The 18,951-nt window shown below is 68.6% G+C and carries 19 protein-coding genes and 2 pseudogenes; 17 read left to right on the top strand and 4 right to left on the bottom strand.

Going from position 1 to position 18,951, the window contains the following annotated elements:
- Window positions 1-35: 35 nt before the first annotated feature.
- The 3 genes from ACFPFQ_RS22370 to ACFPFQ_RS22380 form a co-directional block, all read right to left on the bottom strand.
- The gene (locus ACFPFQ_RS22370) at window positions 36-557 is read right to left on the bottom strand and encodes a tyrosine-type recombinase/integrase (RefSeq protein WP_379621895.1); all 522 of its coding nucleotides are present in this window, start codon (window positions 555-557) and stop codon (window positions 36-38) included.
- 292 nt (window positions 558-849) lie between these two features.
- Entirely contained in the window at window positions 850-1,521 is a 672-nt protein-coding gene (locus tag ACFPFQ_RS22375) for a carbonic anhydrase (RefSeq protein WP_379621897.1), read from the bottom strand.
- Window positions 1,476-1,994 (bottom strand): pyridoxamine 5'-phosphate oxidase family protein, encoded by a 519-nt coding sequence (locus ACFPFQ_RS22380; RefSeq protein WP_379621899.1) that lies wholly within the window; start codon window positions 1,992-1,994, stop codon window positions 1,476-1,478. The genes ACFPFQ_RS22375 and ACFPFQ_RS22380 overlap by 46 nt, the downstream gene beginning before the upstream one ends.
- A 288-nt stretch (window positions 1,995-2,282) precedes the next feature.
- On the opposite strand from ACFPFQ_RS22380, the gene ACFPFQ_RS22385 reads away from it, so the two are divergent.
- The 17 genes and pseudogenes from ACFPFQ_RS22385 to ACFPFQ_RS22465 all read left to right on the top strand — a co-directional run bounded on the left by ACFPFQ_RS22385 (window position 2,283) and on the right by ACFPFQ_RS22465 (window position 18,447).
- Window positions 2,283-2,894, top strand: a complete 612-nt coding sequence (locus tag ACFPFQ_RS22385) for a hypothetical protein (protein WP_379621901.1) — start codon at window positions 2,283-2,285, stop codon at window positions 2,892-2,894.
- Window positions 2,895-3,325: 431 nt separating this feature from the next.
- Window positions 3,326-3,652, top strand: a complete 327-nt coding sequence (locus ACFPFQ_RS22390) for an ArsR/SmtB family transcription factor (RefSeq protein ID WP_379621903.1) — start codon at window positions 3,326-3,328, stop codon at window positions 3,650-3,652.
- A gap of 244 nt (window positions 3,653-3,896) precedes the next feature.
- The gene (locus ACFPFQ_RS22395; RefSeq protein ID WP_379621905.1) at window positions 3,897-4,301 is read left to right on the top strand and encodes an NADH-quinone oxidoreductase subunit B family protein; all 405 of its coding nucleotides are present in this window, start codon (window positions 3,897-3,899) and stop codon (window positions 4,299-4,301) included.
- Window positions 4,298-6,370, top strand: coding sequence for a proton-conducting transporter membrane subunit (locus tag ACFPFQ_RS22400; RefSeq protein WP_379621907.1), 2,073 nt, complete (start codon window positions 4,298-4,300; stop codon window positions 6,368-6,370). The genes ACFPFQ_RS22395 and ACFPFQ_RS22400 overlap by 4 nt, the downstream gene beginning before the upstream one ends.
- Window positions 6,367-7,314, top strand: coding sequence for a respiratory chain complex I subunit 1 family protein (locus tag ACFPFQ_RS22405; protein WP_379621909.1), 948 nt, complete (start codon window positions 6,367-6,369; stop codon window positions 7,312-7,314). The genes ACFPFQ_RS22400 and ACFPFQ_RS22405 overlap by 4 nt, the downstream gene beginning before the upstream one ends.
- 28 nt (window positions 7,315-7,342) lie before the next feature.
- Window positions 7,343-8,005 (top strand): hypothetical protein, encoded by a 663-nt coding sequence (locus ACFPFQ_RS22410; protein WP_379621911.1) that lies wholly within the window; start codon window positions 7,343-7,345, stop codon window positions 8,003-8,005.
- The gene (locus ACFPFQ_RS22415) at window positions 8,005-9,618 is read left to right on the top strand and encodes a proton-conducting transporter membrane subunit (RefSeq protein ID WP_379621913.1); all 1,614 of its coding nucleotides are present in this window, start codon (window positions 8,005-8,007) and stop codon (window positions 9,616-9,618) included. The genes ACFPFQ_RS22410 and ACFPFQ_RS22415 overlap by 1 nt, the downstream gene beginning before the upstream one ends.
- Entirely contained in the window at window positions 9,615-11,201 is a 1,587-nt protein-coding gene (locus tag ACFPFQ_RS22420) for an NADH-quinone oxidoreductase subunit C (protein ID WP_379621915.1), read from the top strand. Before ACFPFQ_RS22415 ends, ACFPFQ_RS22420 begins: the two co-directional genes overlap by 4 nt.
- Before the next feature lie 317 nt (window positions 11,202-11,518).
- A complete protein-coding gene (locus tag ACFPFQ_RS22425; protein WP_379621917.1) occupies window positions 11,519-12,421 on the top strand; it encodes a hypothetical protein in 903 nt (300 codons plus the stop codon).
- 112 nt (window positions 12,422-12,533) lie between these two features.
- Window positions 12,534-12,737 carry a hypothetical protein gene (locus ACFPFQ_RS22430; protein ID WP_379621919.1) on the top strand — a complete coding sequence of 68 codons (204 nt, stop codon included), beginning with the start codon at window positions 12,534-12,536 and terminating at the stop codon, window positions 12,735-12,737.
- Between the two features lie 373 nt (window positions 12,738-13,110).
- Window positions 13,111-13,932, top strand: coding sequence for a hypothetical protein (locus tag ACFPFQ_RS22435; protein ID WP_379621921.1), 822 nt, complete (start codon window positions 13,111-13,113; stop codon window positions 13,930-13,932).
- Window positions 13,933-14,028: 96 nt separating this feature from the next.
- Window positions 14,029-15,861: a phosphoenolpyruvate carboxykinase (GTP) gene (locus ACFPFQ_RS22440; RefSeq protein ID WP_379621923.1), complete on the top strand. Its 1,833-nt coding sequence runs from the start codon at window positions 14,029-14,031 to the stop codon at window positions 15,859-15,861.
- A 105-nt stretch (window positions 15,862-15,966) separates the two neighbouring features.
- Window positions 15,967-16,083, top strand: a pseudogene (locus ACFPFQ_RS22445) (FAD-binding protein); the annotation flags it as partial.
- A pseudogene (locus tag ACFPFQ_RS22450) lies at window positions 16,072-16,203 on the top strand (hypothetical protein); the annotation flags it as partial. The pseudogenes ACFPFQ_RS22445 and ACFPFQ_RS22450, both read left to right, overlap by 12 nt.
- A gap of 262 nt (window positions 16,204-16,465) precedes the next feature.
- Window positions 16,466-16,606, top strand: coding sequence for a hypothetical protein (locus ACFPFQ_RS22455; protein ID WP_379622115.1), 141 nt, complete (start codon window positions 16,466-16,468; stop codon window positions 16,604-16,606).
- 124 nt (window positions 16,607-16,730) lie between these two features.
- Entirely contained in the window at window positions 16,731-17,945 is a 1,215-nt protein-coding gene (locus ACFPFQ_RS22460; protein ID WP_379621925.1) for an NADP-dependent isocitrate dehydrogenase, read from the top strand.
- A gap of 103 nt (window positions 17,946-18,048) precedes the next feature.
- The gene (locus ACFPFQ_RS22465; protein ID WP_379621927.1) at window positions 18,049-18,447 is read left to right on the top strand and encodes a DUF5313 family protein; all 399 of its coding nucleotides are present in this window, start codon (window positions 18,049-18,051) and stop codon (window positions 18,445-18,447) included.
- Here the strand turns inward: ACFPFQ_RS22465 and ACFPFQ_RS22470 are convergent.
- Window positions 18,414-18,842: an ATP-binding cassette domain-containing protein gene (locus ACFPFQ_RS22470; protein WP_379621929.1), complete on the bottom strand. Its 429-nt coding sequence runs from the start codon at window positions 18,840-18,842 to the stop codon at window positions 18,414-18,416. The genes ACFPFQ_RS22465 and ACFPFQ_RS22470 overlap by 34 nt on opposite strands.
- Window positions 18,843-18,951: the final 109 nt, after the last annotated feature.

Genomic DNA, 18,951 nt, shown 5'->3' on the forward strand with positions numbered 1-18,951 from the left:
GCTTCCAGTCAGCCGGGGTGGCCTCCTTCGTGGCCTCAAACGTGGGCGCAGCGATGCCCTCGGTGTGCACCGTGAGCACGTTGACGTGCACGGATGTACTCGGTGCGCATGGCGTACCCGATGACGGAAATACCCGTAATGCATAGGTCTGGGGTTCGACTCCCCATCCGAGCCGCGGCGTCTCGCACCGTGTGATCTCCGACGTGCGTGTACGCCTCGGTCGTGCGGGCGTCGGAGTGACCCAGGATGTGCCGGACCGCCCGGATGTGGACCCCCTGCTCGATCAATAGCTTTGCGGCGGTGTGCCGACCGTCATGGACGCGAACGCGTCGCACCATTGCTGCTTCGAGCAACGTCGACCACTCCGCCCAGCCGGCGCGGGGATCGATCGGACGGCCGTTCGGCTGGCCGAAGATCAGATCCCATTCCTCCCAGACCGACCCGGCGAGCAGCCGCTCTACGTTCTGCGCTGCACGCTGCTCACGCAGTGCCGCCACGAGTTCTACGGGGAAGGTGACGACTCGTCGGGACTTGCGCTTCGGCCGGCGGAAGACCATGCAGCCACGCCGATCAGAGCAGCTACGGGCGTGTCCGATACATCCCTTCGGGCACGGCGGCGGGCACCTCTTGTGCACTGCGCGGCCGCGCGGACCCTTCTTGAGGGCAGCAACCGACGTGGAACGTGGGTCAGTCGCCTCATGCCCCCGGGTTTGCTGCTCCCGCTGATCGCGGCAAGGGCGCGGCGACTCCTTCCGTCAACGCTGCGAGCCGCGAGCGACGCATTTTCTCCGCCGCGACCCGCACCCTGTGCGAGGCACGCAACGGCGACGACATCGGCGGGGCCAGAAGCTAGAGACCTGTCAGCTTCTCCGCATCCACACCTACACCGTCAGGTGTCCCTGCCGACAACGGGCCGTGGCTGGCCACCAGGCGCACTGTCCCCTCCGTAAGCCGGTAGGAGAGTCCGGCCACTGCACAGCGGCCCTCGTTGACTTCGACCGCAAGTAGCGATGAGCGTCCGAGAAGGTACGCGGCAGTCCGTTTGATGTGCTCATCCACGAACTCGTCCACCGTGTGCAAACCCGCGGCGCGGCCGGCGAGCACGCTGGGCATCACGCGATCCACCACGTCTCCCAGGTAGCCCGCTGGGGTGGAACCCGATCGGTCGGCCTCGGCAGCGGCGGTGACGGCGCCGCAGGAGTCGTGGCCCAGCACCACCACCAGCGGCACGCCGAGCATCGCGACGCCGTATTCGATGCTGCCGATCACCTCGGGACCCGATACGTGACCGGCGGTGCGTACAACGAACAAGTCGCCCAGGCCTCGATCAAAGATGATCTCGGCGGCCAACCGTGAGTCGGAACATCCGAACAGCACAGCGAAGGGTCGCTGCGCGGGTGCGAGCGCCTCCCGGTGGTCGGCGTCCTGGTTCGGGTGTGAACGCTCCCCGCGCACGAAGCGGTAGTTGCCTTCCATCAACTCGAGGAAGGCTTCAGCCGGTGATGACGGGAAATCGCGCATAGCGCTGATTGTCCACTAGTATTCGAGCGGTATTGCGTGATCTTCGTCTGGTGTGGCGGGTCCGGGCAGGCTGCTCGGGTCCGGTGTGGCGGTTCGCTCGGGTTGAGTCGCGGCATCGGGCCGCGGGTTCCTCTTCGACTGTTCGCTGAGTTGCCCCCGAAGAACTGCTGGATCACCGCCGAGCACGCCGGTGCCGCGATCCCACGGCTGCAACGCCCGCTCAACCGGGCTGGTGCGTGTCGCGTTTGTCGTGTGCCACAAGTCGGCGGCCACCGAGCAGTTGCAGCGAGATGGCGCTGGCGGGTTCGCGAGTCGAACTCGTCGACTTGGGAGGCCACAACGGCATGGCGTGCCGCCGCAGCAGGTTCGCTGCCATTCGCTGTCCGGAGGATGATCTCTTCCTCGTCGAGGAGGTAGTTGACTGGCTGCGCGGAGGGTGGTGCTGCCTCGATGAACGCGACGCGACCGATCACGCCGCCGGAGGGGCGAACGACCCCATGACGGGAGCCATGCGGGCAACTTGGAGCCGGCCGCGAGACGAGACCGGACCGATGATCGACTCCCCTCGGCGGGGTCGCGGCGCGACGGGGACGACGCGCTCATCCTCGTTGCGGAACGGCATCAGGCCGCACTTGATCGCCCCTGCCGACGTTGCGTGTGTCGTAGAGCACATCATCGGCTCGTGTCGCCGTGCTCGAGGCTCCACGGGCCGGGCCATAGTGACGACGTCCCTACGGTAGGCAGAACGAAGGAGGGTTCCCATGTTCGCACGGGTCAACATCATTTTCGGCAAGCCAGACAAGGTCGAGAACGGAATCGCCCAGCTCGAGGAGTTCGATCGCCTGGCGGTCGAGTCGACGGTCGGCAACCGTGGGCTGACAACGCTCGTTGACCGTGATGCTGGTGTCATCGTGGCGCTGTCCTACTGGGATGAGCCTGCCCACTCCTCGGAGGCCGCACTGACCCGTGCCCGCGAGAGTGCGGTCGCCGCCGCTGACGGGAATTTGGTCGTCGAAACCTACGAGGTGGCGACGCGGAAGAGCGCGTCGGCCCTGGAGCCAGGCTCCGTGGTGCGGCTGACGCGGGTCCAGATCGAGTCGGCACGGATCGCCGAGGGGCTGACGTTCGTCCGCGACGAGGTTCTGCCGCCGTTGCAGGCCGGTACCGGATTCCGCGGTGCTGAGGTACTGATCGATCGGGACTCGGGCACCGGGTTGTTCCTGACGGGATGGACCGCCGAGTCTGACGCGGTGAACACCGACAAGATCATCGGCGATCTGCGTGAGGTCGCCGCGACGCGGGTCGGTGCGACGTTCCCGCGCACCGAAACCTATGCCGTGGTTCGCAGCTCCACCCGCACCACGATCACCTGAGCGACCCGATCGACCGCTGACCCAGTCCAGCGCTCAGCTTCCCCCCGTCCCGGTTGGGACCCGGCGGTGCACTAGGCTTCAAGAGTTGCCGATGTTTGCAATTGCACTTTTCGGGATCCTGTTGCGGGGTCGCGCAGTGTCCCGTGCTCGTCGGGTGTTGGAAGAGATGGGGTCTGGGATGAATGCCGAAGACTTCGCCGAGGAGGATCACCGGGCGGCTGCACCCGCCGGGCCAGGCGTTCGCTGTTCGAGTGGACCTAGGGCATTTATGACTTCTATAGTTGTGAAGGTCTGCAAATCTCGGCCGGACGAGGTCCGGCGAGCGGGTGGCGAGGCACGGGCGCGGAGGTCCAGGTGGGCAGCGAAAGCGATGCGGCGGCGCGGCGTGTCTGCATGGTGGGCACCGAAGCTGGCGCCGCGGGAGCTCGCCGATGAGTCGCCCGCTCTATCAGCTGAAGGCGGAGTTCTTCAAGACGCTGGGCCACCCGGTACGTATCCGAGTGTTGGAGCTGCTCAGCGTCCGCGAGCATGCAGTGTCGGAGTTGCTGGTCGCGACCCAGGTCGAACCAGCGAGCCTGTCGCAGCAGTTGGCCGTCCTGCGCCGAGCCGGGTTGGTAACCACGCGCAAGGAGGGCTCCACGGTGCACTACTCGGTGACCAGCCCGCAGGTGTCCGAGCTGATGGCGGTGGCGCGCGCCATCTTGACGGGCATGCTGTCGGGACAGATCGAGTTGCTGCAGGACCTGCGCACGTCCTGATCTCGAAAGGGTCAGGCCGGCCACCGTCAGTGTCGCGCCGGGATGAGGCTGGGGGCCGCTTGAGCCTGGTCCGGCCGGGCCTGCCTCAGCTGCGGTCAGCCCGTCATGTGATCCCACCTTCCGCTGGTGGGGTAACCGCTTCCACAGCAACGATTCACCTGTCGTGCTGAGCTTGTGGCGCAAGATCCGCCGGACCGGCCGGGTGGCAGAACCAGCGCCACCGGCCTCCTCGGGTCCGCGACCGGTGGCGGCAGCGGAGCTGGCCGGGTCGGTGCAGGTCCGCCACGTCGATGCCGGTTCGTGCAACGGGTGTGAGGTGGAAATCGCCTCAGCCTTCGGGCCGGTGTATGACGCCGAGCGGTACGGGGCGCGGCTGGTGGCGTCGCCGCGGCACGCGGATGTGCTGCTGGTGACTGGTGTGGTCACCCGCAACATGGCGGAGCCGCTGCGCCGCACCTTTGACGCCGTGCCCGAGCGACGGCTGGTCGTGGCGGTCGGGGACTGCGCCCGCAACTGTGGTGTGTTCGCTGGCGCTTACGGGGTGGTGGGCGCGGTCGGTGATGTCGTCCCGGTGGACCTCGAGGTGCCTGGCTGTCCGCCGCGTCCGGACGCGATCGTTGCCGCGCTGCGGACGCTGACCGGCCGATGAACCTGGTCGCACTAGGTCTCGGCTCGGCGCTGGTTCTCGGGGTGGCCGCGCTGCTGGCCGCGCTGCTGACCATGCGGGCCGCGCGCCCGGTCGTGGTCGGCGTGCTGACATCTGGGGCTGGGGTGCTCGGCGCCATCGCCGGGGTTGCTGCGATGGGCGGGCAGACATTGTCGGTGCAGCTGCCTGGCCTGCTACCGCTGTCGGGTGTCGTGGTCGCGGTGGACGCACTGGGCGGGGTCTTCATAGCCGTGAGCGGCGCGGTCGCTGCGGTCGCTGCGATCTACGGGATCGGGTACTCACGACCCGGTGTCGCGGGCGGTCACGGCTTGGACGGTCGTGGTGTGCAGGCGGTGCTGCCGCTGTTCGTGGTGTCGCTGCTGCTGGTGCCGGCCGCCGGGAGTGTGGCCACGCTGCTGGTGTGCTGGGAGCTGATGGCGCTGACCTCGCTGCTGCTGGTCGTCGCCGAGCACCGCCGCCGTGCCGCGGTGGCGTCGGCGGGGCGTTGGTATGCGGTGATGACCCATCTCGGGTTCGTCGCGATCCTGATCGGGCTGCTGGTGCTGGCCGCCCCGGCCTCGGGTGACTCCTACGTGCAGGTGCGGGCAGCAGCCGCCACGTTGTCGCCGGTCACGGCGGGTCTGGTGTTCGTATTGTGCGTGATCGGATTCGGTTCGAAGGCCGGGATCGTGCCACTGCACGCGTGGCTGCCTCGGGCCCACCCGGAGGCTCCCAGCCATGTGTCGGCGCTGATGTCGGCCGCGATGGTGAACCTGGGGGTGTACGGGATCATCCGGGTCGGTCTCGACCTGATGGGCGCCCTCACGGGTGGCGGCACCCAGTGGTGGTGGCTGCTTGCTCTGGCGTTGGGGGCGATCTCGGCGGTCTACGGGATCCTGCAGGCCGTCATCAGCACCGATCTGAAACGGATGTTGGCGTACTCCACGACCGAGAACATGGGTTTGGCGCTGATCGGGGTCGGGGCCAGCGGATTGTTCGCCTCGACCGGGCGTCCAGTGCTGGCGGCGCTCGCGTTGACGGCCGCGCTGTTGCACGTGCTGGGCCACGCCGCGTTCAAATCGCTGCTGTTTCTCGCGGCCGGGTCGGTGGTGCACGCCACCGGCACCCGCGACCTGGACGCGTTGGGTGGGCTGCGCCCGGTGATGCCGGTGACCACCGCGGCGTTCGGGCTCGGCGCGCTGGCGGCGTCCGCGCTGCCACCGGGTACCGCCTTCGTCAGCGAGTGGGTCCTGCTGCAGGCCTTGATCCACGGGTTGCCGGCACAGGGAGTGGCCACATCGATCGTGCTCCCGGTCGCGGTCGCGGCGGTCGCGCTCACCGCCGGCCTCGCGGTCGCGACGTTCGTCAAAGCGTTCGGGGTGGGCTTTCTGGCCCGCCCGCGCAGCGACGCGGCAGCGCACGCTCACGAGAGCTCACCAAGCATGCTGCTCGCGTTGGCCGTGGCCGGGCTGGGTTGCGTCGGGCTGGCCATCGCGCCCACCACGTTCCTTCCGGTGCTGGGCCGGATAGCCGGTCAGCTCGTCGGGTCGGGTCCACCGGTGAGCGGAGCGCTCACCGCGGAGTTGGTCGGGATCTCCGGGTCGCTGTCGCCGGTGTTGCTCGTCGTCGCACTCCTAGTCGCGACAGTGCTGGTGATGGTGCTGGTGGTAGCGGTGCCGCGGCTGTTGATCGCGCCGAGGACCAGGCGCAGCAGGGCACGGCGCGCGGCCCGGTTGTGGGATTGCGGTGCGGGCCCGTTGTCGGAGCGGATGGAATACACCGCGACCTCGTTCGCGGAACCGTTGCAGCGGGTGTTCGACAACGTGCTGCAGCCCGACCAGGACATCGATGTCACCCACCTGCGGGAATCGGCTTACCTGGTGGCGTCGGTGGCCTACCGGCGCCGTGTGCCCGATCGGGTCGAGCGGCGCTTCTACCAGCCGGTGCTTGCCGCGGCCGAGGTGTGGGGACGGGCCGGGCGCAGGCTCGCGACCGGCAGCGTGCACCGCTACCTGGGCTACGGCTTCTACACCCTGTGCGCGCTGCTGATCCTGTTGGTGGTGACCCGGTGACCCTGCTCGGAACGCTCGGTGGCGCGCTGCAGGGCGTACTCATCATCGTCGGCTCCCCGCTGTTGCTGGGGCTGATGCGCCAGATCAAGGCACGCACCGAAGGACGGGTCGGGCCGGGGGTTCTGCAGCCGTGGCGGGACCTGCGCAAACTGGCGCGCAAGCAGCCGATCACCCCGCGCGGCACCAGTGAGATGTTCCGGGTGGCACCGGTGTTGCTGGTCGCCATGACGCTGGTGGTGGCGGTGATCGCCCCGTTTGTCACCACCGCGTCCGCGCTGCCCGCGGTGGCTGACCTGTTCGTGGTCATCGCGCTGCTCGTGCACGGCACGGTGGTGCTGGCCCTGGCCGGGATCGACACCGGCACCGCGTTCGGTGGGATGGGTGCCAGCCGCGAGATGACCATCCTGGCGCTGGTCGAGCCGACCGCGCTGGTGGCGATCTTCGCACTGTCGGTGCGGGTGGGATCGACGAACCTGTCGGCGATCGTCAGCTCCAGCCTGGCCGAGCCGGCGCGGGTGCTGTCCCCGGCGAGCCTGCTGGCCGCGGTCGCGCTGATCGTGGTGGTCGTCGCCGAGACCGGGCGGCTGCCGGTGGACAACCCGTCCACGCACCTGGAGCTGACCATGGTGCACGAGGCGATGGTCCTCGAGTACGCCGGACCGGACCTCGCCCTGATCGAGCTCGGCTCCGCGATGCGCCTGTCGGTCTATCTGGGGCTATTGGCCAACCTGTTCCTGCCATGGGGCATCGCCACCGACCTCGGCGTGCTCGCCATCGTCGTCGGGATCGCTGCGCTGATCATCAAGGTCTCGGTGCTCGCAGCGGCACTGGCCTACGCCGAGGTGTTCCTGGCCAAGGTCCGGTTGTTCCGGGTGCCGGAACTGCTGGCCGGGTCGTTCCTGCTCGCGCTGCTCGCCGTGACCTCGTCCTACTTCCTCTCATGACCGTCCAGCTCCTGAGAACGGGGAGGACATGACCGAGGCGCTGTACGTGCAGCTGCTCAACCTCGCTGCGGGTGCGCTGCTGCTGACCGCGGTCCTGGTGCTGTGGCGCCGGGAACTGTCGGTGATCATCCGGGTGTTCGCGCTGCAAGGTGTCGCGCTGGCCGGGCTCGTCGCCGTCCTCGCCGCACACGAGGAGTCGATCGAGCTGGGCGCGCTAGCGCTGGGTGTGCTGGTGCTGCGGGCCGGGGTGTTGCCCGGGTTCCTGCGCCGCGCCCTGGCCGCGTCCGGCGCCGAACGCAGCGAGACCCGGCCATTGGTCAACGTCGCCGCGTCGCTGCTGGCCGCAGCCGTGCTGACCCTGCTGGCCATGGCGGTGTCGCAACCACTGGTGGCGCTGGCACCCTCCCCGGCGACCCAGGCCGTCCCAATCGGCACTGCCGTGGTGCTGATCGGATTCTTCGTCCTGGTCACCCGCCGGCGCGCGCTCTCGCAGCTGGTGGGGTTCCTGCTGATGGACAACGGCATCACCGCAGTCGGGTTCCTCACCACGGCCGGGATCGGGCTGGTCGTCGAGGTGGGGGTGGCCCTGGACGTGCTGCTGGTGGTGCTGGTGCTGCAGATCCTCACCGGGCGGATGCGGCAGGTGTTCGGCGGAACCGACCTGGACGAGCTGCGGGAGCTGCACGACTGATGACACCCCTCCTCCCGACACCACTGCTCGCGACGCCACTGCTCGCGTTCGCCCCGATCGTCGTTCCCGCCGTGGGCGCGGCCATCTACGCGCTGCTCGGGTGGCGCCGTGTGACGGTGTGGGTCGGGACCGGTAGCGCCATCTTGGTGTTGCTTGCCGCGATCGGCCTCACACCCCACGTGCTGGGCCCCGATCGCGGTGGCGAGGGTGTCACGGTGGTCGGGTTGCTGCTGGTGGATCCGCTCAGTGTGTTCATGCTGACAGTGATCGGAGCAGTAGCGGTGCTCACCGCGCTCGCCACCCCGGCCTACCTGCACACCGAGATCACCGCAGGGCGGGCGAGTGCCCGCACTGCCGCGCGTCACAGCATGCTCGTGCAAGCCTTTCTCGCGGCGATGGCGCTGGCCGTGCTGGCCGCTGACCTCGGTGTGGTGTGGGTGGCGATCGAGGCCACCACCATCATCACCGCGTTCCTGGTCGGTCAGCACCACACCCGTACCGCGGTCGAGGCCGCGTGGAAGTACGTCGTGATCTGCTCGGCCGGGATCGCGCTCGCGCTACTCGGCGTCGTGCTGCTCAACTTCGCCTCCCTGCACACCGGCACCGGTGCTGGGCTGAGTTGGAGCGGTCTCACCGCCGCCGCGACGCACCTCGACCCCGGGGTCACCCGCATTGCGGTGGTGATGCTCGTGATCGGGTTCGGCACCAAGGCCGGGCTGGCGCCGTTGCACGCCTGGCTGCCCGACGCGCACAGCCAAGCTCCCGCCCCGGTGTCGGCGCTGATGTCAGGGGTGCTGCTCGCGGTGGCGTTCTCCACGATCCTGCGGATCAAGGTGATCGCCGACATCGCTCTCGGGCCGGGGTTCACCCGGGCGTTGCTGATAGCCGCCGCGCTCGCCTCCCTCCTGGTGGCCGCGTCACTATTGCTGGCCCAGCGGGACTACAAACGGATGCTGGCCTATTCCAGCATCGAACACATGGGGCTGCTCGCGCTCGGCGCGGCAGTGGGCGGACCGGTGGCGATGGCCGCGGTTCTGCTGCACGTTCTGGGGCACGCTCTGGTGAAGAGCGTGTTGTTCCTGGGAGCCGGCCGGCTGCTGCAGAGCAGCGGGACCACCCAGATAGATCGGGTTCAGGGACTCGCGAGTCGCCAACCGGCGCTGGCGGGCTGTCTCGGGCTCGGGGTTCTTGCGCTGATCGGGTTACCTCCGTTCAGCATCTTCGCCAGTGAACTGGGCATCGTGCGTGCCGGGTTCAGCAGTGCCTTCCCCGCCCTCGGATGGGCCACCGCGGTCGCGCTGCTCATCGTCATCGTCATCGCCGCCGCCATGATCGGGCACACCAGCCGGATGCTGCTCGGCGACACCGCCGCCAGGGCCAACGACTTCGCCGCGAGGCCTGACGACACCGCTGGTGAGCCTCACGATGCTGCGGTGAAGCCGAGGGTCTGGGTGGAGGGCCCCGGCGCCGCGGCCGCGCCGATCCTGCTACCGCGTTCGGTCACCGCTGCGCTGGTGTTGGGGTTGGCGGTCGCGGCGGCGCTCGGGGTCAGTACCGGCCCGCTGTCCACGCTGCTCACCGCGGCAGCCCACACCGTGTCCGGAGCACCATGACCAGCGTCCCCACCGGCGGGCCCCTGGCCCGCACCCGGTCTGTCGCCCTGGATCCCGACGAGCTTCCGGCCCGTGCCGCGACCCTGCTCGCCACCGGGCACCGCGTTGCGTTGGTCGCTGGGCACGATGACCGGACCCGCGGCGGGGGGCTGCGCGCGGTCTACCTGTTCACCCGCGCCGCCGAGGCGGCACCGCACGAGGAGCGGGCACCGCGGGAAGAGACGGCGCGGGAGTCTCGGGTGGAGCTGCATGTCGGGCTCGATCCGGCCGCGCCGCGTGTGCCGAGCCTGGCGGGCATGTCTTTTCCGGCCGGCCGGTTCGAACGCGAGATGCGCGACCTGTTCGGCATCACCCCGATCGATCACCCGCTTCCCCAACGGCTGGTACGCCACTTCCACTGGCCACAGGGCTGGTACCCGATGCTGTCCGACGCCGGCGAGCCACCCGCGTTCGGCAACGTGGACGGCCCATATCCGTTCCGCACCGTGGAAGGCCCCGGCGTCTATGAGATCCCGGTCGGCCCGGTGCATGCCGGCATGATCGAACCTGGCCATTTCCGGTTCTCCGTGGTCGGCGAGACCATCCTCAACCTCAAAGCGCGACTGTGGTTCGTCCACCGCGGCATCGAGAAACTCTTCCAGAACCGTGCCCCCGAGCACGGTGTGGAACTGGCCGAACGCATCAGCGGCGACACCTCCGTCGGGCACACCCTCGCGTTCTGTCAGGCCATCGAGGACGCCCGGTCGATGCCGGTGACCGAGGACGTCGCACGCCGACGCGCAGTGCTGCTCGAGCTCGAACGGCTCTACAACCACATCACCGACATCGGTGCGCTGTGCAACGACGTTGCTCACCCCATTCTCAACACCCACGCCCAGCGCATCCGCGAACAACTCTTGCGGATCAACGACCAGGTCACGGGGCACCGACTGCTGCGTGGCGCGATCCGCCCCGGTGCCACGGTCCTGCGCGCGCTGCCCGACCCGAACATGCTCGCGACCATCGCCGCCGACGTCGCCGAGATCGTCGACCTCGCTCTCGAGCACAGCGTGGTCCGTGACCGCTTCGCGGGAACCGCTGTACTGACCACGGAGCAAGCCCGCGACATCGGCGCCCTGGGCTACGTCGCCCGGGCCAGCGGCCTCGCCGTCGACGCCCGCCACGACCACCCCGCGCTGAGCGCCCGGTTCCCCCGCCTCACCCACACCCATACCGGCGGCGACGTGCTGGCCCGCTTCGCGGCCCGCGCCGAGGAGATCAACTACTCCGTCAGCATTCTCACCACGCTCACCGCACACCTCGGCGGCGACCTGGGCACAGCAGCAGCACCGCAGCCCCACCCGCTCATCCCGCCCCTCGCCGAGGCCGGGATGTCGGGTGTCGGGATCGTCGAGGGCTGGCGCGGCACGATCGTGCACCGCGTCGAAATCGGTCCCGACGACCGGTTGACCCGGGTCAAGGTCGTCGATCCGAGCTTCCTGAACTGGCCGGCACTACCGGTCGCGTTGGCCGACACGATCGTCCCGGACTTCCCGCTGGTCAACAAGAGTTTCAACCTCTCCTACGCCGGCAACGACCTGTAGCCAACCCGAACCCCGCGAGACCAGGAATCTCGCACGCGGACACCCACACCGAAGACTTGCAGGAGTTTGCACATGCACAGACTGTTGATCGCAGCGGTTCGTTGCCGGCCGACCGACGCCGGCACGGGCACTGCCGCCGCCACCACTTCCACCGCCACCGCCGCGACTGCCGCTGCTGGGCACCGGACGTGTCGACGTCTCGAACCCACGCCGTGAATCTTCGTGGCGCGACCGGCGGCGACGCATCTGGGAACGCTGAGTCCCCGGCGCTGCGTCACATCCTGGTCGTCGGCGACGGCACCGCACCCGGGCCCGACGTGCCCCACCTGAACACCACCAACCCGCCCGCGTCGCCGGCCCAGGTGCTGCAGGCCGCGCTGGCCGCTGACGCCACCCTCATCCGACAACTGGCCGGGATTCCCACCACGGTCCAGACCGCCACCGACGCGGATACCGCGCACGAGTTCGCGGCGAAGATCCTGCAGCTCCCCGACTCGGCTGCTGCGATCTACCTGACCCGCACGGACCTGTCACGAGCGCGCACCGTGCAACGCCTAGTGGAACAGGCAGGTGGAGCGCCGGTACTCACCGCCGAGGACGCCACCGCGATCGCTCTGACCGCAGCAGCCCTGCTCTACCTGCGCCGGCTGGGTCGCGACCCCTACCGCAGCAGGATCCTGATCGCCGAAGCCCTCCGCATGCCCATCCTGTCCCCGATGTTGGTCGCCAGCGGATTTCCCGACATCTCCCTGTGGAACGCCCCCGACGCAGCCTGGTTCCCGCTGCACCGCGCCGCTCGTGACGCCGACGTCGTGATCGACCTGTTCCGGGAGGACCCACCCGGCGACCCCGCCGGAGCTACCCGGGCGGAGACCACCGAGTTCGACCTCGACCGTCCCGAAGGATCGGTCATCACCCTCCATGGCCTCGAACCCCGCACGCTCATCGCGCCCGGGCTGCTCCGCGCCGTTGCCGAGCACCCCGCTGGAGCAGTGCCTCTCGGGCTGGGCATCTACCAGATGTGCGCCGAAGCAGTAGCGCGCGCCATGCCGCCGCGACGTCGTCCGGACGACCCTTCCATCGGTGGCCCGATCCCCACCGTGGCCGCCCAGTCGATCGCTGCCGCGGTCGCCCACTCCATCCACGTCGCGCTCACCGCGGAAGATCCCGACAATTGGCCGCCCCCGCAGTTCCAGTGGCGTCCCCACCCGGGCGGATGACGAACGCCCTGACCACCATTTGCGTCCTGGCACACACCACCGACCCAAGACTTGCACAATTTCGTAAGTGCAGACATTATTGTGTTCTGGCGTCGTGGAAGGGATGGCAGTCGTGATCGGAGAGCTGCACGCACAGATCAAGACGGTCCAACACAACCTCGGGCTCGCCACCGAAGCCGGTCTGCCCTATGAGGCAACCCTGCATCGCGCCCGACTGGAGGACCTGGTTGAGATGGCCACCCGCCACGGCATCGATGTCAGCGCTTGGGTCGACCGCTCGCTGCTGACGTCACCGGCCGAGGGCGGATCGCGGTGAAGCGAAGCAGCCCCCAGGACTCCTCCCTGCCGGGCTCCGCAGCGCAGCGATCCGACACTGATCCGCCGCTGAGCACGCTGCCCCCGCCGACCGAGGCCCTCGTGGCCGAGCCACTCCCTGCACTCCTGCAAGAGGCCGGTCTCGGTGAGATGACGACCAGATCCGCAGCGACATCCACCCGGGCCAGCTCCACCATGGCGCCCAGGCGGGTGCCGCGACGGAAAGCGGCGAGGACACGCGGCCAGGGCATCGCGGTGGACGCGGCGGCGTGCTGGACGCAGCTGGACCGCGATCCGACCCGGGACGCGCAGGTCCAGCGGCGGGCACCCCCCCTTCGCCCGACATCTCCCGCCCCGGGCACGACCCGTTCTTCGTGAGCGCCGCAGCCCCCGCCGACGTAGCCCCCACCGCCGCTGCCCAGCGCGTGGCGGTGGTCAGCGACGCGAGCGATTTTCACCGAGAACCCGGATCGACCCTGTTGACCGGGTTGCTGGGCACGGCGTCACTGCTGCGCGAGCACACCGGGATCGCCGCGACCGCGCTGCTGGTCACGGCCGAGGACGCCGACGAGCTGATCGCTGAACTCCGTCGCGTCGCAGTCGACTTCTCCGGGGTCTACCTCACCCTCACGAACCCAGCCCGAGCTGCTGCTGCACAGGTTGCGCTGGCCGGCACCTCCACGGTGATCACCGACCGGCAGACCACCGCGATCGCGCTAACTGCCGCGATGTTGAGCAGCCTGGACCGCCGGGGAATTCCTCCCGCAGCGGGGCATGTGGTGATCGTGGGTGCAGAACACAACCCGCTGCTGGTCGCGCTCGCGGCCGCGGCCGGGATCGGCGAGATCGACCGATGGGGCCTCGATGACGCGCACAACTTCCCGTTATCGACGCTGACTCGCCGCGGCGCGCTGGTCATCGATCTGATCGGCGCCACGCAACCCTGCGGCGAGGCCACTGCTGCAGCGACCTCACGCACCCCGATCATCGCTGTCGACGACCCCACCACCGCGCTGCTGGCCCTGCCGTACCTGCTGACCATGGCTCACCAACGTGGCCACCCACCGGCCCTCCCCGAGTGCCTGGCCTGTGCACACGCCTTGGCGCAACACAACCCACCCGGCCAACTCCCGCCCGCACTGTCAGATCCCGCTCGGTCGGCTTCGGCGGTGTCGGATCCGGCCTCGCAGCGGTAGCCGACCCCGTGCTCATCCACCGCGATCAGCACCTCCACCCGAATCGATGACGACGGACGTGAGCGATGACGCTCGCGTTCGTGAGGAGACACACCCATGACCGCAGTACCCATTCCCGGGCTCGACCCGGCACCAACCACCCACCGCAAGCTGCTGCGGTGGGTGCGCGAGATCGCCGAGCTGACCACCCCCGATGAGGTGCTGTGGTGTGACGGGTCTGCGGTGGAGTGGCAGCGGCTGACCCGCGAACTCGTGGACGCCGGCACGTTCGTGCGCTTGGCGCAGGATCGCAAACCCAACTCGTTCTGGTGCGCGTCCGACCCGGCCGACGTGGCCAGGGTCGAGGACAGCACCTACATCTGCTCGACCGACGAGGCCGACGCCGGGCCGACGAACAACTGGATGGAGCCGGCCGCGATGAAGCAGCGGCTGACCGAGCTCTACCGCGGATGCATGCGCGGTCGCACCCTGTACGTGCTGCCCTTCTGCATGGGCCCGCTCACCGCGGCAGAACCCAAGCTCGGGGTACAGATCACCGACTCCGCCTACGTCGTGGTCTCGATGCACATCATGACGCGGATGGGCACGGCAGCCCTGGACCTGTTCGGCGGCGGTGACGCTGTTGAGGCCGAGTTCGTGCCGGCACTGCATTCCGTCGGTGCCCCGCTGCAACCCGGCCAGCCCGACGTGGCGTGGCCGTGCAACACCACCAAGTACATCACCCACTTCCCCGAGACCCGCGAGATCTGGAGCTACGGATCCGGCTACGGCGGCAACGCGTTGCTGGGTAAGAAGTGCTACTCGTTGCGGATCGCCTCGGTGATGGCGCGCGACGAGGGCTGGCTCGCCGAGCACATGCTCATCCTGAAACTCACCTCACCGCAGCAGAAGGTCCACTTCATCGCCGCAGCGTTCCCGTCGGCATGCGGCAAGACCAACCTGGCGATGCTGCGACCCACCATCCCCGGCTGGAGAGTCGAAACGCTCGGCGACGACATCGCCTGGATGCGGTTCGGCCCCGACGGGCGCCTCTACGCGGTCAACCCCGAATACGGCTTCTTCGGTGTCGCCCCGGGCACCGGTGAGCACACCAACCCGCACGCCATGACCACCCTGGCCCGCGGCAACTCGATCTTCACCAATGTCGCGCTCACCGACGAGAACGACGTGTGGTGGGAAGGCGCCACCGCCACCCCACCGCAGCACCTGCTGAGCTGGAAAGGCCAGGAGTGGTCCCCGGCCAGCGACGAGCCCGCGGCGCACCCCAACTCCCGCTACTGCACCCCGGTCGCCCAATGCCCGATCCTCGCCCCGGAGTGGGACGATCCGCAGGGCGTGCCGATCTCGGCGATCTTCTTCGGTGGCCGCCGCGCGACGACCGTGCCGCTGATCACCGAGGCCCGTGACTGGCAGCATGGCACGTTCCTGGGCGCCACTCTGTCCTCGGAGACCACCGCCGCCGCCACCGGGCAGGTCGGTGTCGTACGGCGGGACCCGATGGCGATGCTGCCCTTCATCGGCTACCACGTGGGGGACTACCTGCAGCACTGGATCGACACCGGCAAGAACGCCGACGCCGCCGCCCTGCCGAAGATCTTCTACGTCAACTGGTTCCGCCGCGGCGAGGACGGCCGGTTCCTGTGGCCAGGGTTCGGCGAGAACTCCCGAGTGCTGGCCTGGGCGATCGCCCGCATCGAAGGCACTGGTGACGCGCTCGAGACACCGATCGGCTTGGTCCCCACCGCCGAGGCACTCGACCTCGAGGGTCTCAACGTGCCCGCGGCGGACCTGCGCGCCGCCCTGGCCGTCGACAGCCAGCAGTGGCGAGCGGAGCTACCCCTGATCGAGCAATGGTTCGCCACCCTCGGCGACAAGCTGCCCGGCGTGCTGCGCGACGAGCTCGACCACCTGCGCCACCGCCTCGGCTGAGCAGCAGTCCCCAGCGGTGGGTTCCGGCCGAGAACAGCCCCGCCGCCTCGGCCGGACCCCACTCCACCCCCTGCGTTGAGCCCATCCGTCGAGAGAGAAGCGGCGATGACCGACATCGAGCGGCACACCTACGACGTCGTGGTCATCGGCGGCGGCTCCGGGCTTCGTGCCGCGATCGAGGCCCGCGCCCACGGCAAACGGACCGCCATCATCTCCAGATCGCGGCTCAACGGCCTCGACGACGGGGCCCGCACCGTCACCGTCGGCGGCGACCGGAAGTTCAACCCCGCCTGGCACCTCGCCCTGGATCCGCGCAACATGCTGCTTGTCTCCCAACGCGTCGCCACAGCAGCACTGGCGCGCATCGAGAGCCGCAGCGGGCACACCCGCACGGCTACCCCGCGATGGACGCCCCGACTGGCGACACCGACTCCTGGTGCGCACCGACCTGCTCGAACTCTTCGGACCGGCCGCGCTGGCCAAGTACTACACGCCCACCGAACTGGCCGAGCCCCACACCGCCTGCGGCCGGTCAGGGGCCCCGTCGTGACCTCAACGATGCGGCGTGGCCCGGTCCTTCTCCCATCGGTGCGGCGGCCGGAAGGTGCTGCTCGCGAAGGACCTGACGGCCATCGCGAGCAGCGATCTCGTCACCGCGTTCAGTCCGTCCCCGCCGGTCGCCGCGCACGACGCCGCCGATCAGGGCATGTCCGACGCTGCCGCAATCCTCGCTGGCCGACCGTAGCCGCCGATGCAGTGAAGCCGCAGCGATACCCACTGCGGCTGAGCAGGGCCCGGGCCCAGGAGCACGCCCCGCGATCCAGCAATCCGCTGTCCTCAGCAAGTTTCAGAACAGGAGCCCGACATCCATGGCGAAGATCACGGTTGAGGGCACCGTCGTCGAACTCGACGGCGACGAGATGACCCGCATCATCTGGCAGCTCATCAAGGACATGTTGATCCGCCCGCACCTGAACGTGAATCTGGAGTACTACGACCTCGGCATCGACTCGCGTGACGCGACCGACGACCAGATCACGATCGACGCCGCGAACGCCATCGCTCGCCACGGCGTGGGTATCAAATGTGCCACGATCACCCCCGACGAGGCCCGCGTCGAAGAGTTCGGCCTGAAGGAGATGTGGCGATCCCCGAACGGGACGATCCGCAACATCCTCGGCGGTGTGATCTTCCGCGAACCGATCATCATCTCGACCATCCCACGCCTGGTACCAGGCTGGACCAAGCCGATCATCCTGGGCCGACACGCCTACGGCGACCAGTACCGGGCCACCGACTTCACCTTCCCCGACGCGGGCACCCTCACCCTCACCTTCACCCCCGCCGACGGTTCAACCCCGATCGAGCACGAGGTCTTCCGGGCCCCCAGTGCCGGCGTCGCCATGGCCATGTACAACCTCGACGACTCCATCCGGGACTTCGCCCGCGCATCCCTGACCTACGGCCTCAGTCGCGGCTACCCCGTCTACCTCTCCACGAAGAACACGATTCTCAAGGCCTACGACGGCCGGTTCAAAGACCTGTTCGCTGACGTGTACGCCACCGAGTTCAAAGACAGGTTCGCTGCCGCCGGCATCACCTACGAACACCGGCTCATCGACGACATGGTTGCCGCCTCACTCAAATGGGAGGGCGGCTACATCTGGGCCTGCAAGAACTACGACGGCGACGTCCAGTCCGACACCGTCGCCCAGGGCTTCGGGTCACTCGGCCTGATGACCTCAGTACTCATCACCCCCGACGGCAAAACCATGGAGGCCGAAGCCGCGCACGGCACCGTCACCCGCCACTTCCGCCAGTACCAGAAGGGCCTACCGACCTCGACCAACCCGATCGCCTCGATCTACGCCTGGACCCGAGGCCTCGCCCACCGCGGCAAGCTGGACAACAACACCGAACTCCTCGGCTTCGCCGAAACACTCGAGAACGTCGTCATCCATACCGTGGAGGGGGGCAACATGACCAAGGACCTGTCGCTGCTGATCAACCCGACGGCGCCGTACAGCAGCACCGAGGAGTTCCTCTCGACGTTGGCCGAGAATCTGCAGAAGGCGCTCGCCTGATGCCGTGCGCCTCCCGATCGCGCACCACTGACGGCAGTCACGGAGCGCGCTACTGCCTCCCCCGGTTCGGCTCCGGACCAACAAGAGATTGTCGCGTCCTGCCATGACACCGCAACGGCCGAATCCCTTCCTGTGGCTCTGGTACGCGCTCGGCGGTCGACTACCAACCCGCCACAAGACCTGGGTGCTCTACGACACCACGTGCCGGACCTGGCAAGCACGGCACCTAGCGCGGGCCTTCGTTCAGATGAGCCTGATCGCACCGCCGGTGCTGCTGATCGTTCCGGGACCACGATGGGTTCCGCTAGTCGGGATTCTGCTGGGCTGGCTCGTCGCACTGCAGTTCGCGGTGTTCAACATGCACCTGTCCGTCGAGCATCGCGTCCGACAAGCCGGCTACCCATCGGGCACCGCACAAGCGCAGCGTGACGCTGCCCGATCCGACGAGCGTGCCGCCGCCGAGGCCCGCTACGTCGCGCGATATCGACGCGACGAGACCTGACGTGCCCGTGTACTCGGTGGGCTCGTGATTAGCCCTGGGCGGTGCGCCCTGGGCGGGCAAGGGTCTGGCGGCAGCGCTTGCGGGGTGCCGGCGGCGATGATGCAGCCGCCGGCCATGATCAGGATGCGATCGGCGAGCTCGCCGGCTTCGATCAGATCGTGCGTGGTGATCAGGACCGTCGAGCCGCGATCCTTGCCGACTCCCTTGATGAGATCGAGGAACTCGCGTCGGGCACCTGGATCGAGGCCGGCGGTCGGCTCATCAGGGAACAGGATTTCGGGACTGCCGACGAGCCCGATCGCGATGTCGAGCCGTCGCCGGTGTCCACCGGACAGAGTGTGAATGCGTGCATCGGCCAGGTCGGTGAGACCCAGTGACCGCATCGGATCGGCCACCTCCCACGGTCTCGACGCCTCGGCAGCGGCGAAGGGTCGTAGAGCGAGCTCTGGTAGGCCAGCAACTCATCCACCCGCCACTTGGGGTGATCACGCCACGACTGCAACA

It is taken from the genome of Pseudonocardia sp. GCM10023141, assembly GCF_042653605.1.

Bases quoted from the DNA above. Each gene is read 5' to 3' on its own strand.
- ACFPFQ_RS22440 (WP_379621923.1), top strand. From the start codon at position 14,029: ATGACCGCAGTACCCATTCCCGGGCTCGACCCGGCACCAACCACCCAC.
- ACFPFQ_RS22370 (WP_379621895.1), bottom strand. From the start codon at position 557: ATGGTCTTCCGCCGGCCGAAGCGCAAGTCCCGACGAGTCGTCACCTTC.
- ACFPFQ_RS22400 (WP_379621907.1), top strand. From the start codon at position 4,298: ATGAACCTGGTCGCACTAGGTCTCGGCTCGGCGCTGGTTCTCGGGGTG.
- ACFPFQ_RS22465 (WP_379621927.1), top strand. From the start codon at position 18,049: ATGACACCGCAACGGCCGAATCCCTTCCTGTGGCTCTGGTACGCGCTC.
- ACFPFQ_RS22410 (WP_379621911.1), top strand. From the start codon at position 7,343: ATGACCGAGGCGCTGTACGTGCAGCTGCTCAACCTCGCTGCGGGTGCG.
- ACFPFQ_RS22460 (WP_379621925.1), top strand. From the start codon at position 16,731: ATGGCGAAGATCACGGTTGAGGGCACCGTCGTCGAACTCGACGGCGAC.
- ACFPFQ_RS22420 (WP_379621915.1), top strand. From the start codon at position 9,615: ATGACCAGCGTCCCCACCGGCGGGCCCCTGGCCCGCACCCGGTCTGTC.
- ACFPFQ_RS22390 (WP_379621903.1), top strand. From the start codon at position 3,326: ATGAGTCGCCCGCTCTATCAGCTGAAGGCGGAGTTCTTCAAGACGCTG.
- ACFPFQ_RS22415 (WP_379621913.1), top strand. From the start codon at position 8,005: ATGACACCCCTCCTCCCGACACCACTGCTCGCGACGCCACTGCTCGCG.
- ACFPFQ_RS22375 (WP_379621897.1), bottom strand. From the start codon at position 1,521: ATGCGCGATTTCCCGTCATCACCGGCTGAAGCCTTCCTCGAGTTGATG.
- ACFPFQ_RS22385 (WP_379621901.1), top strand. From the start codon at position 2,283: ATGTTCGCACGGGTCAACATCATTTTCGGCAAGCCAGACAAGGTCGAG.